The organism is Eubacterium sp. AF15-50 (assembly GCF_934835595.1).
Classification (GTDB): Bacteria; Bacillota; Clostridia; order Lachnospirales; family Lachnospiraceae; genus Eubacterium_G; species Eubacterium_G segne.
Genome location: NZ_CAKVZL010000001.1, coordinates 1 through 15,259 on the forward strand (window position 1 = coordinate 1; position 15,259 = coordinate 15,259).

A 15,259-nucleotide genomic window follows, 5' to 3' on the forward strand; every position below is an offset into this window, starting at 1 on the left:
CCATCAGGCTTTGTACATACAAAAGTTAAAGGAGATAGTGAAACGTTGGAATCAATATCATCCACATGAATTCCATGACAAAAACGTGTGGAATTCTTAATATAAGATTCGTTATAGTCCGTATAAATCTGACAATGTGATTTACCTCTTATTTCGGTTGTATGATAAAACTGATTCTGATACAAATCGCCATAGATTTTTTTGTTTCGTTGTTGCTCGTGTTTTGCAATTAATAAAATATGGGCAAGACTATCTCCAAAATCTATAGCTCGTGGCTTGCCATTTTTAGGAACTTTCAGCTCCCAAGTTTTCAAATCCTTGTCATAATACATCGAACGTCTAACATATAAAACCTGATTTTCAAAATCAATATCATCCCAAGTTAGTCCACATACTTCTCCGGCTCTCATACCTGTATGGTAAGCAATTTGAATTGGTAATGCCAAATAACAATAATCTTCTACGGAAGATAAGTAGTTAATTATTTTTAAAAATTCCTGATGCGTTATGGTTTGTATTTTAGCTTCATTAGAGTTACCAAAAAGAGAATTATCTTTTGCAACTTTTCTCTTTTTAACATATTGCATTAAATTTTCTCTAAGCAGTTTTTTGGGATAGACCGCATACTTAAACATATTGTTAAGAACAAGAAAAAATTTCCTCATAGTTGCTTTTGCATAAGGTTTGGCAATCTGATTGCCTTCATTGTCATAAACGCCAAAATATAATCCGTCAACATATTCCTGAATGTCTTCTATAGTTAAATCCTTTAATTTGATTTGAGAAAAAGGATTATTGTGAATATTATTTATTACATTTTTATATCCGTATTTGCCATTAGTGGTAAGATTACTATTTTCAATTTCGGCATTGTACCACATATCGGCAAGCTGTCCTACGGTTAAGGAACCAGCATAAAATATAGAACCATCCTGACGATATTCTTCAAGAGCCTGCTTTAGCATAAAAGTAGTTTCGGCTTTAGTTTGACCGCCCTTGAATTCATGCATTTTCCAATTTCCATCCTGATCTTTTATTCTAAATCGGTAATACCATTGAGAACCTTTTTTTCTTACACTTCCTGTTTGTAGTGATTCAAAATTATTCATATTATTTCCTTTCCAAGTTAAGTACTTGGGAAAGGATAATAGGTTAATATATCATTTTTCTTCAAGTAATTAACTTTTTATTTTTTTGTAACCATGTGAAATACCTCCTACATAAAATTATTTAAATATTATTGCTTCAAAAGAGCGTTAAGTCTGTTGTTTGCAACAGTTGGATTTTTTGCATAAGTTCTAAGAATATCGCTTAACTCGGTAAAAGTATTTATTGTACTGTTAAGCTCTCTTAAAAACATAACTTCATTAAACTCATTTGAAGAACTAAACCCAATAGTTTTAGCAATATCACTATTATCATTATTAGAATAATTAGAAAGAGCAAATTCAAAAGATTTGTTAAATTCTGCAAATTCATTTAATAATAATAAAAACATGTTTTTAGAAAACATTGATGCGTCTTCAGTTAAATTATTAGAGAAAGATTTTAAAACTGAATTGAATGAATCAATTAGTTTCAGTTCCATATAATCTTTTACATCAGAGTTCAAATCTGATGTTTCTCCACGTAACCATTCCGGTGTAGTGTGAAGTATTTCAGCAAGACTGTCCACAACAATTTTTTTAGAATTATCAATAAGTCCTGCTTCATATCTTTGAGCTGTGGATATATTAACGCCCATTTTGTCAGCTATATATCCTAAACTCAGATTTAATTCTTTACGTCTTTGCTTGATACGTTTTCCAATATCAGCACATAATTGTTTATCTCTCATAGGAATAAACTCCTCTCTTTAAGATAACAAAATAATATCATACATATTTGCATAATGCAATATTGAATATTGAAATTAATTTGCTAAAGATATTGACAAATTTTAAAAAGCAAATTATATTATAAAACAATAATTGCAATATGCAAGCGAGAAAGGAGATGATAAACATGCAAAATGCCAAATTAGCTTATACAGTAGAAGAAGCTTCAAAATCTACAGGTATAGGAAAGAATACTTTAAGAAATCTAATTGAGTGGAAAAAAATACCTGTAATAAAGGTAGGCAGAAAGTTTCTTATTAAAAAAGATGTGCTGGAAAATTTTTTGTCAAAAAATGAAGGCAGAGATTTAAGAATAAGAAATGATGTTGAAGCAATTAAATAATAGGAGGAATTTAAAATGGCAAAAAGAACATATGAAGAAAGAAAAGATGAACTTTCAAAGAAACAAATTGCATATTTGGAAAAGGCAAACAATTTAAAGGAACAGATTAAAGAGTTGGAAAAGAAGCAGGCTGAGGAAAATAGAAGAAAGCGAAATCACAGGTTAATTGAGGTAGGTGCAGCAGTTGAATCAGTTTTGGGAAAACCTATTGAAAAAGATGACATACCTAAATTGATAGGATTTTTAAACAAGCAGGAACAAAATGGTAAATATTTTTCAACAGCAATGGGAGTTAAGGAAACAAATGTTAATTCAAATAAGTAGTTTGTGAAAGGGAGTAGATATTTTTCTATTCCCTTCTTCTTTTAAGAAGGGCGCACTTATACGTGGGCGGAGCCCAACGTTTATAAACATTCGCGTTGCTCATTGTGCGCTCTTACTCAGAGGGAGCCAAACTATGCGTTTGGATAGCACCAAGTTTCACTTGGATGGAGGTGTAAATATGGCAATATATCATTTTACAACAAGAATAATTAAATCAAGTATTGGAAAATGTGCTGTTGCGTCAGCTGCATATATTTCAGGACAAAAATTAAAGGATACAAGACTTGGTTTATCTTTTAACTATACAAGAAAAGAAGAAGTTGTATTTGCAGAAGTACTCTTACCTAAAAATGCACCTGAAGATTTGGCTGATAGAGAAACTTTATGGAATGCAGTTGAAAAAAGGGAAAATAAACGAAACAGTCAGTATGCAAGAGAGTTTGAAATAGCAGTTCCCAATGAGTGGAATCGGGAGCAGACAATTTCAAGAATGCGGGAATTTATAAAGGAGAATTTTGTAAATAAAGGAATGGCAGCAGACTGGGCATATCATGAAAAAGAAGGAAATCATCATGTGCATTGTATGTGTACAATGAGAGCATTTAATAAAGATGGAAGTTGGTCAAATATGCGAAAGACAGAGTTCGCACGTGATGATAATGGAAACAAAATACCATTGCTTGATGAAAATGGAAAACAAAAGGTAAGAATCAGAAAAGGAAAGGGCGAAGAAAAACTTTGGAAAAGAATTGATGTGATTCAAAATCAATGGAATTCAAAAGAACAGCTTAAGGAATGGAGAAAAAACTGGGCTGATTATTGCAATAAATTTCTTATAGAGGAACAAAAAATAGATCATAGAAGTTTTGAAGAGCAGGGATTAGATATTGAACCTACAATTCATGAAGGCTATGCAGCAAGACAAATGGAACAAAAGGGAAAAGTATCAGACAGATGTGAGTATAACAGAAAAGTTAAGGAATCAAATAAACTGGTAATGCAGATTAAGAAGAGCATTGCTGAAATAACAAAAATATTAAAGGAAAGGGTTGAACAGATATATGAAAGAGTTGGAAGAGTTAAAGGAAGTATTGGCAGTGATAGAAAAGGTAGGGGATACATTGAGCCTAATGGAAGAACTGAATCAGGAAAACAGTCTGTTGAGTCAACAGGTAGATTCATTAATGATACAGAACAGAAAATTAATAGAACAGAACAAAACATTAAAACAACAGAATCAGCAATTGCTGAAATCAAAAGAAGAATGAGGAAGGAGAGTAGTAAGATAGATGACAGAATCAGAAAAATTAAAAATGAACGAGCTGGCAGACTTAGCAGAAGAACTGACAGCGGAGTTACAGCAGATGGAAACAACAATATTAACGCAGAAAGCAAAGATACAGAAACAATCATCAGACAACTTAAAACTGCAACAGACATTGCAGAAAGCATCATTGCAGATTCAGAATCAAGCAGAGAAAATAAAATCGTTGAACGAGAAAATAGAGAGCTTGAGCGAGAGCGACTTGCAGTTGAGGAAAGCAGAAGAAATGATGAAAGAAGCAATGAAAATAAAAGAACAGACAGACAGGCAAAGAGAAGATAACAACGCAATAATAAACGAAATCAAGGTGCAAAAGAAATTACTTGAAAATAAAGAAATAAAATTGTCAGAAAAAGAGAAAAAACTTGAATTAAGAAAGCAGGACTTACAAAAAGAAGTAAGTCAACAAGTCCTGATGGAAAAATTGAAAACAGAAAACCAAATGGAGAAAAGGTATAAGGGATTGATTTTTATATTATTTACATATGGAATTGTATTTTCGTTATGCGTTGCATATAGAAATAGTGTTTTGAAAAAAGACATTTTTCAAATTGGTAATTGGATTAAAAATATATTTATTAGAGTAATTAGATTAATTAAAAAAGCATATAACATTGTTGGATTGGAAATAAATTGTAATATAGGTAACAAAAACATGGAAGACGGTGTGAAAATATTGGCATATGTTGGAATAACAATAATGCTTTTGTTGATCGTTATGTTAATAATGGTTTTAGTTATAAAAATCGTAAAGCTGATTAGAAATAAAGTATTAGATAGAAACGCAGCTATAGTTGTATTAACAGAATTACTGGCAATAATTATTTTTGGAGATGTAATAAATAATTTATGGAAAATCAATTTAGTTATCGGTGCAATGGTTGTGTTGGTGATTTATGCCATTATAAAAGTGATGGTGAATGTTGAAGATATAGTTAGAAGAAATTATGTGCTGATATTAATAAGTGGGGGGATTGGAGTTGCGTTAGTTGTTTTTATGTTAGCAAAAGAATACATTAAATAAATTATTTGCATAATTAAAGTTGAATATGGTATAATTTGACAAAATCTACAAGAAAGATTACCATATGGTTGTGAAATTAGAGATTTAAATACAAAGTTGATTGTGATAGGAGGAAATATGAAAAAAACTAAAAGAATAATATTGGTGTTGATGACAATCTTACTTATGGTTATTGGGACAACTATAGTTAGTGCAAGTACTACATATGTGTATAATAAGGGGGATTGGAAAGTAAGACTCGATTCTCCTAATACAGATGGGAAAACCTATTGGCACTTGCATTTTTATCAGAAAGGTAAACATGTATATTGTTTAAAATTAAATAATTTCAAATATTGTGATGGAAAAAATGGTAAAGACAAAGTACCTAGAAAAGTAATGGAAAAGGTAATGGAACACAAAAAGGTTCAAAGTGCCGTAAAAACATATAATCCGAAAGTTGAAAGAAGTAGTGTATTTAAGTGGATACTCAAAGTGGGAGCAGTTACGGTTTCGGCAATCTTGGTTGTATTATCATTATTTAATATATTTACAGGGGTTGCTGATGATGCAGTCGCTTGGGCGTGCTTTTTAAAAGCATTAGCGTGGTAAAATATAAGGAGAATAAGGGGGATTGAAAAATATCCCCTTTAATAGATAAGGAATATAGATGGAAATTAGTATAGACATAGAAGGTGTAGAAAGTACAATAAAACTTGTTACGGAGGAAAATGATAAAATTGCTGTTTTGGGACAAAATGGATCGGGAAAGACTACTTTCCTGAAAGCTTTATCTGGACTTTATGTTCCTAAGTCTGGAATAATAAAATATAATAAAGAAATTAAGATTGAGTTCCCAATGAGTTATTTAAGTTATAAAAAATGGGAAAGATTTATTAAAAAAAGTGTGTTGTATCTAGATAATTCTTCCTTTTTTTATAAAGAGTTATCAATTAAAGATAACATAGAGTACTTTTCAGAAATTGGAGATTTTAACAGAATTAAAATATATGATGATTTAATCAGATACAAAATAGGAGAATCATTAAACAAGCCTATTAAATATTTATCAGAAGGAACCAGGCAAAAACTAGTGATTATTTTTGCAATAAATACAACAAAAAGTTTAATTTTATTAGATGAGCCAGATAAAAATTTAGATGAAGAAACTTTAAGAAGATTCTATGATGATATAAACAAAATAAAGGAAAGAAGTGTTATTATGTCTACTCATACTAAGAAAAGCATTGTAGAAGAAATAGGTTATAAAGTATTAACAATTGACAAGAAGGAGAGTATGAAATGATAAAAAGTTTGTTTGTCGAATTAAGAAGATATTGCATGCAGTTTAAAAGACATTTTATTCAGTATACATTGATGTTTATGGCTCTTCTTTTGTTATGCAGTTTAGGAGTTTATTTTAAAATTGAGGGATATAATATAAATAACTATGAGCGTTTAACTTACTTTACTTTGATATATTATTTAATTATTCTAAGGATTGTTTCAAATGGAATTGCAACACCATATGGAGAAATCTTTAAAGAAGAGTATGAGAATAAAGTATTGTATAATATAACTATCAGCATCAAGAGTCAAAAACAAATTTTATGTAGTAGATTTTTAATAAGTTCAGTAGCTAATATGTTAATGACAATAGTTTTAGCAATATCATTTATTATAATGACGGGTGTGCAATATTCTATAATAAATTATATGTATTTAATGCTTATCTATTTAGTTGCACTTTGGTTTGTGTATGGTATAGGAATAATATATGCGTGTATATGTAAAATAATTAAATTAGAAAAAATAGTAGCAATGTTTTTTCAAGTTGTACTTATTGTAATCTTTGTAATAGCATCAGGTGGTAGTTTTTATAATATCTTTGGATATTATAAAGACGAAATATATTATATTTTATATAGCGAAATAATAACGGCAACAACGTATAATTGTGATTGGCATAAGGTGTTAGTGTTACTAGTATCAGGTATTATGAGTATATTTTTTGCTGGAATTATATATGAGTATACTAGTTATAAAAATATTTCAAAGGTAAGGAAAAAGTATGAATAATAGAATAAAGGCAATTATATTAGTGGCAATGACAATAATTGTTTTAGTTTTTATATTTTTAGCGAATAAAGACAGTAGTGATATAAAGATACTTACGAAAAAAAAAGAATTTAATGAGATATATTATTCAAATCAACCTAAATTATTATTTGTTGATTTAAGGGATGAAGAAGATTATGCTAAGAGTCATTTAGATAATTTTGTAAATATACCATATTCAGAAGGGAAAGAAGATATATTTTTTAAATTTTTAGATGACAATAAATACGATGAAAAGACAATTGTTTTAATGTGTTATAGTGGTAATAGAGCGAGTGAAATGTTTAACATAATGTATGAAAAGGGATATAGGAAGGTATATCTGGTTAATATGAAATGCGATAAACTTTTTAGTGCAAATAGTAATAATGTTTCAACAGGGGCATGTAATTGCTTGGAATAAAAATGTAATTGATATAGGAGGTTATATGTGGAGTGATTTTATATATTTAAAAATATACACAAAAAAAAACAAAATAGTTTCATCTGGTATAGATTTTCATGAATTTACAGAGGCATTAGGATATTGTGATAATTATTTAATATTAGCAGGAGAGCCAATAAATTCGGAATTTAATACAGATTTGTTTTTGGAGTATGTTTCAGGAGATAATAGAAAAGAATTTGTAAGTGAAGATGTTGAAAATTGGGGAGATTTTTGTTGGGTAAATTTTGTAGATCAGAATGTTCTTAAGTGCGTAAAAAAAGAAGAATTAGCTGAATTGCTATATATGTGTCATATGAAAAATCCTTTGAATTCCTATAAAATAAAAACAATAAACAATACGATTGCATATTTGTGTCATGATGATGGTATTTGGAATACCATATATATGGATGATGTGGAACAGTATAAAAAAATTGTGGGTTATATTATTGAGAAATTCTCGTATTGTAAGATTATTATAAATCAAAATGATCAGGACGAAAATATGGAATTTATAAAGGATAGAATTAATAATATCTATGAATTAATGAAAAAAGGACTAATTTTAGATTTTAGAAATGTAGTAGAAGGCTATATAAACCTTTATGTGACAGAAAGTGATATTGATAATTTAGATAAATTAGAAGACATGGTAGAGCTTTTTAGAAAAAAATATACTAGTGGTAAAAAGAGCAAGTCATAGTGAAGTTAAAATTTTAATGAGTAGCAAAGTTAAATTTGTTCAGCGTAACACAGCAACTTATAATAATAGATGTTGTTTATATAAAAACCTAAAATCCTTCCCACAAACACTTGAACTTTTTACATTTTATTATAAAATACCATAAAGTTTTATATTGCCTGCAATGCCCGATAAACAAAGGAATTGCGGGCATTTTTATAATACAAAATAATGTTTAATAAACTGATATAAAATGCACTAGGGCTTTCAGGGTGTGCAGGGTTCGAGCCCCTGGAGGCGCACTTGCGGGTACCGTTTCGGACATTAAATTGCCTGGGGTGGTACTTTTTTTGTGCGTTAGCAATGAGTCACGTAAAATGGAAAGAATAAAATTTGGCGAAAGCTTGCTTTCATGCCGAATTTTATTCTTTTTATTTTATGCGGCGAATGCCGCATCAGCGAGATGAAGCAAAGCGTAATCGAGCTGTATGTGACTCATTCAAGTAAATCATTCAATTCTGAAAATAGCTACCAATCAACATATTTCAGTTTTAAAATCATTATTAAAGAATTAATGTGACAACAACATCAATATTAAAAAATATCAATAAAAATCAGATAAAAATGGAAGGAAAAAGTATAAGGGATTGATTTTTATATTATTTACATATGGAATTGTATTTTCGTCATGCGTTGCATATAGAAATAGTGGTTTCTTAGATTTTTCTAGAAACACATATTATTAATATATAAAATGTTATTATATATTCCTTTTGCAATGAAGGTTATTTTGTTATAATGGATGTAACTTAGTAACAGCAAGAGGAATATATGAATCTATTTATAGCAATATTAACAGATTTGTGTCATTTTATAAAAATAATAATGGCAATGAATTTGTTTGGAAATTTTGAAGAGAGAATTAATAAGTATAAAATCATATTGATAGCTACAATCATAGCACTGGCATCAGGTATTATTTACTTTGATGAGAAAATGAAGATTGGTTCAATTGTATACTTTGTTACAACATATGCAGTGTTTAGAATATGGTATGCAGAAAAAAGAAAGTTACTGCTTTTATTTTCTATATGGATTCCATTTATGATGTCTATGATAGACACTATGTTTTTAATTTTGGTAAAACTCTTTTGGGGACTTTTACCGTTTGGTATTAAGAGTTTTGAAGAACTTATGGCGTCGGTTTTATCGTTAATGTTTATTTATACGGTAGGCTATATTTATAGGAAACATTATCAATACGGATTGAAAAAAATAGAATATAAAAATCTGGTATTACTGACAGTGCTAATTGTTGTAAATTCCATTGTGGTGATGACGGTTGCAAAAGTTGCAACAATTGAATTGTCTGAAAAACATAAACTAGTATTTTCAGGTGCGTTCATAACTGTTATAATTGGGATATTCATACAATTGGGGGCAGTAATTCTACTTAAGATTTCAAAAAATGTTTCTCAGGAAAGAGAACTGGAAACAAAAATGTACTTGAAGGAGCAGCAAAACTATTATGAATATCTTGAAGAACGTGAAAAAAACACAAAAAAGTTCAGACACGATGTTAGAAATCACTTAGAATTGCTTACAAAACTTATAAATAGCAAACAGTATGAAGAAGTAAATGACTATTTAGAAAAAATAAACATAAAAATAGATGAGTTGGGAAATGCAGTTAGCATCGGAAACGGAATAGCGGAAGCAATAGTGAATAAATACTATTATCAGGCAATAGATTCAGGTGTAAAAATGAAAGTTTCAGGTGTTTTACCTACAGAGTGTAGGATTGATGCTTATGATTTATGTACAATATTTTCAAATATCTTAAGTAATGCCATAGAAGCAGCAGGTAAGTCAAAAAAGAAACAGATTTATTTAGATTGCAGATACAACGATGAAAACATAATTATAAACATAAGAAATACCTATAAGGATAATGGACAATTTAAAAATAAGAATCTGGTTACAACAAAAAGCGACAGAGAATATCATGGTTTCGGACTTGAAAATGTTAGAGAATGCGTAGAAAGGAATAATGGTCTTATATACATAGAGATAGGAAAGGAAGAGTTTATGGAAACTATTTCTATAAAAAGGTAAATAACATGAAAATTGCAATAGTTGATGATGAGGCTTACTGGAGAGAAAAGGCAGAAGAATGCATTAAGGAAGAGATGAAAAATGAAATAGAGATTACAGTGTATGACAATCCAATATCCTATTTGGAATCTAAGGATGAATATGATATATCTTTAATAGATATAGAAATGGATGAGTTGGATGGCTTTGAAACTATTAAAAAAGCCAGGGAGAAAAATAAGGACACCATCTTTATGATATTAACAACACATACGGAAATGAGTAGAAGAGGTTATCTCGTAAATGCATTTAGATATTTGGACAAAGTGAATTTAAAAGAAGAGCTGAAAGAGGCGTTTTATTCAGCAAAAAAATTGCTTGAAAAGGATAAAAAGATAACCTTAAATATCGTTGGAGAAGCACTGATGGTGGTAGCGCTAAAAAAAATTTATTACTTTGAAGCACAAAGACTGGGGGTACTGATTTATACGACATTGGGAGTAAAAAGATGTAACGACAGTATGTCGGAGATGGAACAGAAACTGGACAATAAATGGTTTTACAGATGCCATAATTCGTTTATAGTAAATCTGGACGAAATAGAATCACTAAAAGGCACAGTAATATATATGAAGAACGGTAATGATATAGATATATCAAGAAGGAAGGTCAGTGAGTTTAAAAAAGTTTTTTTGAAAAGACAATATGAATGTGCAAATGGTTAAGAAGTCACGTAAGTGGCTTTTTTTGTTGCAAAAGTATGGTAAGCAATATTGTGCTTACAAAACATTAATAATAAACATTTTCACATTTAGAACTACCATTTAAGTAAAAATATATACCATTTAGGCAAAAGATATTGAGTTTATGAAAGTAAAAGGATATATTCAGATTGTTTTGAAAGATAAAAGAATCATTCAGTGGGAATATAATAATAATGGGAAATTCAAAAAGTTTATTGATGATGATATTGATTGGATTGATAAAAAAGCTATTGCTAACAAGAAAATGGATATTTCAATGGTTGATTTAAATGAATATTTAAAATATCGTAAATGTACTATTGCAGTTATTGATTCAGGAATTAATATTGAAAATGCTATTTTAAAAAGACATTTGTGGAAAAATACTGATGAAAAGATAGATAATATTGATAACGATGCAAATGGGTATGTGGATGACATATGTGGATATAATTTTAAAGATAACAACACTAAATTGTTTTCTAGGGAGGATACAAGTCATGGTACAAGTATAGCCAATATACTATGTACAAATTCAACAGAAGATGGTAATTTTGAAGAAAACGAGTTTATTGAATTTATGCCATTAAAAATCATGCAACAAGGTAATGATGGGGAGTGTGATGACTTGGTAGACGCTATACTTTATGCTCAAGAAAATGGGGCTGAAATTTGTGTTGTAAGTTTGCTTATGTTTAAAGAGAACTTAAAATTGAAAAAGGTAATAAAAGAATCTAATATGCTTTTTGTGGTAGCGGCTGGTAATTATAATTTAGACATAGATGAAGTGAAAATGTATCCTTGTAGTTATAATTTTAATAATGTTGTTACGGTAGGAAGTTTTAGATGTGATGGATGTTTAAGTACTACTTCTAACTATGGTGAAAGTGTTGATATTGTAGCACCAGGAACGGATATTTTATGCTTAACAAAAGATAATAAAGTTTCTTATATGGGTGGAACTTCTTTTGCTGTGCCATATGTTGCAAAGGCCTGTGCAATAATATATAGTATGAGTGAAGAAATAAAGTCAGCAAATGAGATGAAGAAAATACTATTAGATGCAGCATCTAAAAATAAATGCCTAAAAGGGAAAATAAAAGATAATAATCAGCTAAATATTTTGAACATAATACAAAAATTGAAGGAGGAGTAAAATAATGAAAGTTGAAAAGAAAAAAATCGTTATCCTTTTGATAATGATAATATCAATTTTAATTTGTTTGTTTAATTTTATGAGTATTATAATGGATGATTTCTTTTGGAAAACACAATATACAGTAATTATGTTTTTTATTGATACAATATTAATTCTATTATTAATATTTTCTAGAAAAAGAAGTTAGAATTGATGAATGATATTAATAAAATGTTGTAGGATAGGAATTGTAATAGTACTAATTTCATCATTCTTTGCATAGAAGATAGCTATTATTTGGAATAAAAAGAGAAAAATGGATAACTAATTATTATTACAAATAAATGTATTAATTAAGTATAAAACCTAAAATCCTTCCCACAAACACTTGAACTTTTTACATTTTATTATAAAATACCATAAAGTTATATATTGCTATCTCAAATTTAGCATAATACAATTGCAGTCGTGCACATAATAAGTAAGTTATATGTAAAATCATTAAATATAATAATACTTAAAAAATAACCCTAACCATAAAAGAGCGATATTATAATATATAAGAAAGAGTTTAAAACAATGAAGAAAAAGATAGTGATTGCTTTAGTTACAATAATACTTTTAATTTTGGCATCAAATATAGTCATACATACTCATTTAAATAAAAGTTTATTTCAGTTTTTCTTTTCAAATAATGAAAATCAGGAAAGTATTGTTAAAAAAATATTAACACAGGGAAATCAGAAAATAGAAATTGATAATTATATTATTTCTCTAGAAGAAAGCTTATGCGAAAAGAATACACAATTGGGGTATTTAGTATTCTCAATTTGCGATAAAAATGGTAACAAAGTTGAATCTAATATAAATGACTATAATAAGACCATAAAATCATTTGGAAAAGACGGACGATTTATATTTGAATATGAAGCATCGGGGACGTTTAATAAGTATGCAGAATATGCAAATAATAAATTATTTGTTTATGCATCATTTGACATTAGCACAAATGATTTAGAAAATATAGATTTAAATAATTGTATTAAAATAATTGATACAAAAGAAAAGGTTAATAACGAATATAGACAATATACTTTCGATTTAAAATTTAGTGATAATTGTAGAAAATATAAATATAATGATAATATTTTATATGTTTCACCTTTAGGATTAAGACTTCTAACAAACAATGAAATGACTGATTTGAATGTTGTTATAAAGGGCGAAAATGATAACATTATCAAAAGTCTTAGCAATAATGATAATATGTTTAGTAAATCCGGTTGTAAATTTAACGGTACAACCAAAGTTCAATACACTAATCAATTTGATGATTTAATCGATTTAGGTATGATAAGAAATGTTTACATTAATGAAGAAGAGCTTGTAGAAATTAAATAAGTTTACTACAAAACTATGAGGCAAATGGTGTACAAAAATTGAAAATTGTACACCTATTTTACTTACGAGATACGTTTCCAGTATTATAGAATAAAATAAAACTCAAGTATTGTATTATTGAATTGATTGTTTATAATATGCATTATTGTACCAATACATAAATAAGCAACTGCAAATCGCTGGAATAATTTTGCTCAAATGGAGGAAAGAGAAAATGAAGAAAATATTTCAAATATCTTATCTAAGTATTTTAATTTGTCTTATGATGTTTATCTTATCTTCTTGTGGTTTTGATAAAAATAACGCAACCATATCAGATATTTCCTATGATAATAATAAAGATGAATACGAAGTATATGTTAAAGAAAACGGTAAGTATGTGCCATTTCTTGTATTGCAGAGCGATTATCAAGATGGTAAAACTTTGTTGCTGCGAAAGGAATGTTTGCCGGAAGTACGTAGATTTAATGATTACAGTTCGTATTATGAGGACAGTGAAATTGATCAGTTCTTAAGTAATGAATACATAACTTATTTAGATGAAATAAGCGATAAGGTAGAATCAGTTGACATTACAATAGCTGCTAAGGAAGCGTTGAATATTGCAGGAAATGAAACGAAGTTGATAAATAGAAAGGTTTTTTTACCTTCATTAAAAGAGTCTTGTCAAGATTGTAAATATAATGTTAATGAGGGTGAAAAAATAGACTATTTTGAAGAATATAAAAATAGAATGTGTATTATGAATGGTGAGTCAGTTACGTGGATGTTGAGAACACCAGTTACATCTTTGGGTTCATTGATTTACGTTTATACATTTAATGATGAACTTAGTATGCAAAATGCATTTGATAGTGCAGGAGTAAGACCGGCATTCTGTATAGATTCATCCACAAAAATAGTGTATGAAAAATATAGTGGAGGAGAGAGATTTGTTGTTAAGTAAAGATAAAAAGTTTCTGTCAATTATGGTGTGTATGATTTCGCTAATGCTTATAGTGGGAATGTGTGTTTTCACATTTTCTTATCATGATAAAATATCAGAATTAATGATATCAGGAAATGAAGGGGGTACTATGGAAAAAGAGGTTGAAGTACATACCAGGAATGTACCATCAGTGTTGAAAACGGCAGCAACTACTATTAAAGAAATGGATCAATGTAAATGTTATCCATCAGAAATTATAATTTTATGCGACGGAAATAAAGTTTTGGATAATAGTTCGTTAGTGTCAATAAATGCATATTGTGAAAATAGTAAGCATTGGATATCAGTATCAGGGGAAAATGGAAAATCTGTTACTTTGTGTGGGTATTCTAAAAAATCAGATAAAAAGGTAGTTCTGAATTTTAATGATAAAAATACCATAAATGATGGGGGTCAAGTGGTTTCTAAACTTACATTAATGGAATGGTCAGAGGTACTGAACGGTCTGGATTTCAAAGTGGTTTATCCTGAGGGCAAAAGCAGTGATGGTTATACAATTACTAAGGGAGATACATTTTGGGACGATGCAGAAAACAAAGAGGTATACGCTATGGCAGAAGATGCATTTGCATATGATATAAAGACAAAGAAAACTGTTGGAATTACTAAAAAAGAGGCGGAAAAATTAGAAATCAAGGAATGCATAAGTATCATAAACGATGAAAACAAAGCCGTGTCGGTAGTTGTAAAATAAAATATTAAACAGATTTATAAGTAAATCGTTATAAGTAAATCCAATCAACCCCTACTTGCACTAACACCTGGTATCTGCTAAAATTTGTATTAGCAAAAACAAC

General features: G+C 29.0%; 17 protein-coding genes. 15 read left to right on the forward strand and 2 right to left on the reverse strand.

The window, feature by feature from the left end; all coding sequences use genetic code 11:
• On the reverse strand, nucleotides 1–1,109 hold a 1,109-nt coding region (locus Q5O73_RS00005), incomplete at its 3' end, for a site-specific integrase (RefSeq protein WP_302668763.1).
• Between the two features lie 128 nt (nucleotides 1,110–1,237).
• Nucleotides 1,238–1,837 (reverse strand): helix-turn-helix domain-containing protein, encoded by a 600-nt coding sequence (locus Q5O73_RS00010; RefSeq protein WP_021953576.1) that lies wholly within the window; start codon nucleotides 1,835–1,837, stop codon nucleotides 1,238–1,240.
• A 167-nt stretch (nucleotides 1,838–2,004) separates the two neighbouring features.
• On the opposite strand from Q5O73_RS00010, the gene Q5O73_RS00015 reads away from it, so the two are divergent.
• From Q5O73_RS00015 to Q5O73_RS00085, 15 genes are all read left to right on the forward strand, one after another.
• The gene (locus Q5O73_RS00015) at nucleotides 2,005–2,220 is read left to right on the forward strand and encodes a helix-turn-helix domain-containing protein (RefSeq protein WP_021953575.1); all 216 of its coding nucleotides are present in this window, start codon (nucleotides 2,005–2,007) and stop codon (nucleotides 2,218–2,220) included.
• Between the two features lie 15 nt (nucleotides 2,221–2,235).
• A complete protein-coding gene (locus tag Q5O73_RS00020) occupies nucleotides 2,236–2,544 on the forward strand; it encodes a hypothetical protein (RefSeq protein ID WP_021953574.1) in 309 nt (102 codons plus the stop codon).
• Nucleotides 2,545–2,722: 178 nt separating this feature from the next.
• The gene (gene mobQ, locus Q5O73_RS00025) at nucleotides 2,723–4,150 is read left to right on the forward strand and encodes a MobQ family relaxase (RefSeq protein ID WP_021953573.1); all 1,428 of its coding nucleotides are present in this window, start codon (nucleotides 2,723–2,725) and stop codon (nucleotides 4,148–4,150) included.
• On the forward strand, nucleotides 4,095–4,892 hold the full coding sequence (locus Q5O73_RS00030; RefSeq protein ID WP_021953572.1) for a DUF6040 family protein: 798 nt from the start codon (nucleotides 4,095–4,097) through the stop codon (nucleotides 4,890–4,892). The genes mobQ and Q5O73_RS00030 overlap by 56 nt, the downstream gene beginning before the upstream one ends.
• Before the next feature lie 117 nt (nucleotides 4,893–5,009).
• Nucleotides 5,010–5,483, forward strand: a complete 474-nt coding sequence (locus Q5O73_RS00035) for a hypothetical protein (protein ID WP_021953571.1) — start codon at nucleotides 5,010–5,012, stop codon at nucleotides 5,481–5,483.
• Between the two features lie 58 nt (nucleotides 5,484–5,541).
• Nucleotides 5,542–6,177 carry an ATP-binding cassette domain-containing protein gene (locus Q5O73_RS00040; protein WP_021953570.1) on the forward strand — a complete coding sequence of 212 codons (636 nt, stop codon included), beginning with the start codon at nucleotides 5,542–5,544 and terminating at the stop codon, nucleotides 6,175–6,177.
• Nucleotides 6,174–6,950 carry a hypothetical protein gene (locus tag Q5O73_RS00045; RefSeq protein ID WP_302668764.1) on the forward strand — a complete coding sequence of 259 codons (777 nt, stop codon included), beginning with the start codon at nucleotides 6,174–6,176 and terminating at the stop codon, nucleotides 6,948–6,950. The genes Q5O73_RS00040 and Q5O73_RS00045 overlap by 4 nt, the downstream gene beginning before the upstream one ends.
• A complete protein-coding gene (locus Q5O73_RS00050; RefSeq protein ID WP_021953568.1) occupies nucleotides 6,943–7,392 on the forward strand; it encodes a rhodanese-like domain-containing protein in 450 nt (149 codons plus the stop codon). Before Q5O73_RS00045 ends, Q5O73_RS00050 begins: the two co-directional genes overlap by 8 nt.
• A 25-nt stretch (nucleotides 7,393–7,417) precedes the next feature.
• Complete coding sequence (locus Q5O73_RS00055; RefSeq protein WP_021953567.1) at nucleotides 7,418–8,119, forward strand: hypothetical protein; 702 nt, start codon at nucleotides 7,418–7,420, stop codon at nucleotides 8,117–8,119.
• A gap of 810 nt (nucleotides 8,120–8,929) precedes the next feature.
• Nucleotides 8,930–10,213 carry a sensor histidine kinase gene (locus Q5O73_RS00060; protein WP_302629103.1) on the forward strand — a complete coding sequence of 428 codons (1,284 nt, stop codon included), beginning with the start codon at nucleotides 8,930–8,932 and terminating at the stop codon, nucleotides 10,211–10,213.
• 5 nt (nucleotides 10,214–10,218) lie between these two features.
• On the forward strand, nucleotides 10,219–10,917 hold the full coding sequence (locus Q5O73_RS00065; RefSeq protein WP_302668765.1) for a LytTR family DNA-binding domain-containing protein: 699 nt from the start codon (nucleotides 10,219–10,221) through the stop codon (nucleotides 10,915–10,917).
• A 142-nt stretch (nucleotides 10,918–11,059) separates the two neighbouring features.
• Complete coding sequence (locus Q5O73_RS00070) at nucleotides 11,060–12,091, forward strand: S8 family serine peptidase (RefSeq protein ID WP_302668766.1); 1,032 nt, start codon at nucleotides 11,060–11,062, stop codon at nucleotides 12,089–12,091.
• 561 nt (nucleotides 12,092–12,652) lie between these two features.
• Nucleotides 12,653–13,474, forward strand: a complete 822-nt coding sequence (locus Q5O73_RS00075) for a hypothetical protein (protein WP_302668767.1) — start codon at nucleotides 12,653–12,655, stop codon at nucleotides 13,472–13,474.
• 262 nt (nucleotides 13,475–13,736) lie between these two features.
• Nucleotides 13,737–14,420, forward strand: coding sequence for a DUF6273 domain-containing protein (locus Q5O73_RS00080; RefSeq protein ID WP_302668768.1), 684 nt, complete (start codon nucleotides 13,737–13,739; stop codon nucleotides 14,418–14,420).
• On the forward strand, nucleotides 14,407–15,156 hold the full coding sequence (locus Q5O73_RS00085) for a hypothetical protein (protein ID WP_021953564.1): 750 nt from the start codon (nucleotides 14,407–14,409) through the stop codon (nucleotides 15,154–15,156). The genes Q5O73_RS00080 and Q5O73_RS00085 overlap by 14 nt, the downstream gene beginning before the upstream one ends.
• Nucleotides 15,157–15,259 lie beyond the last annotated feature (103 nt).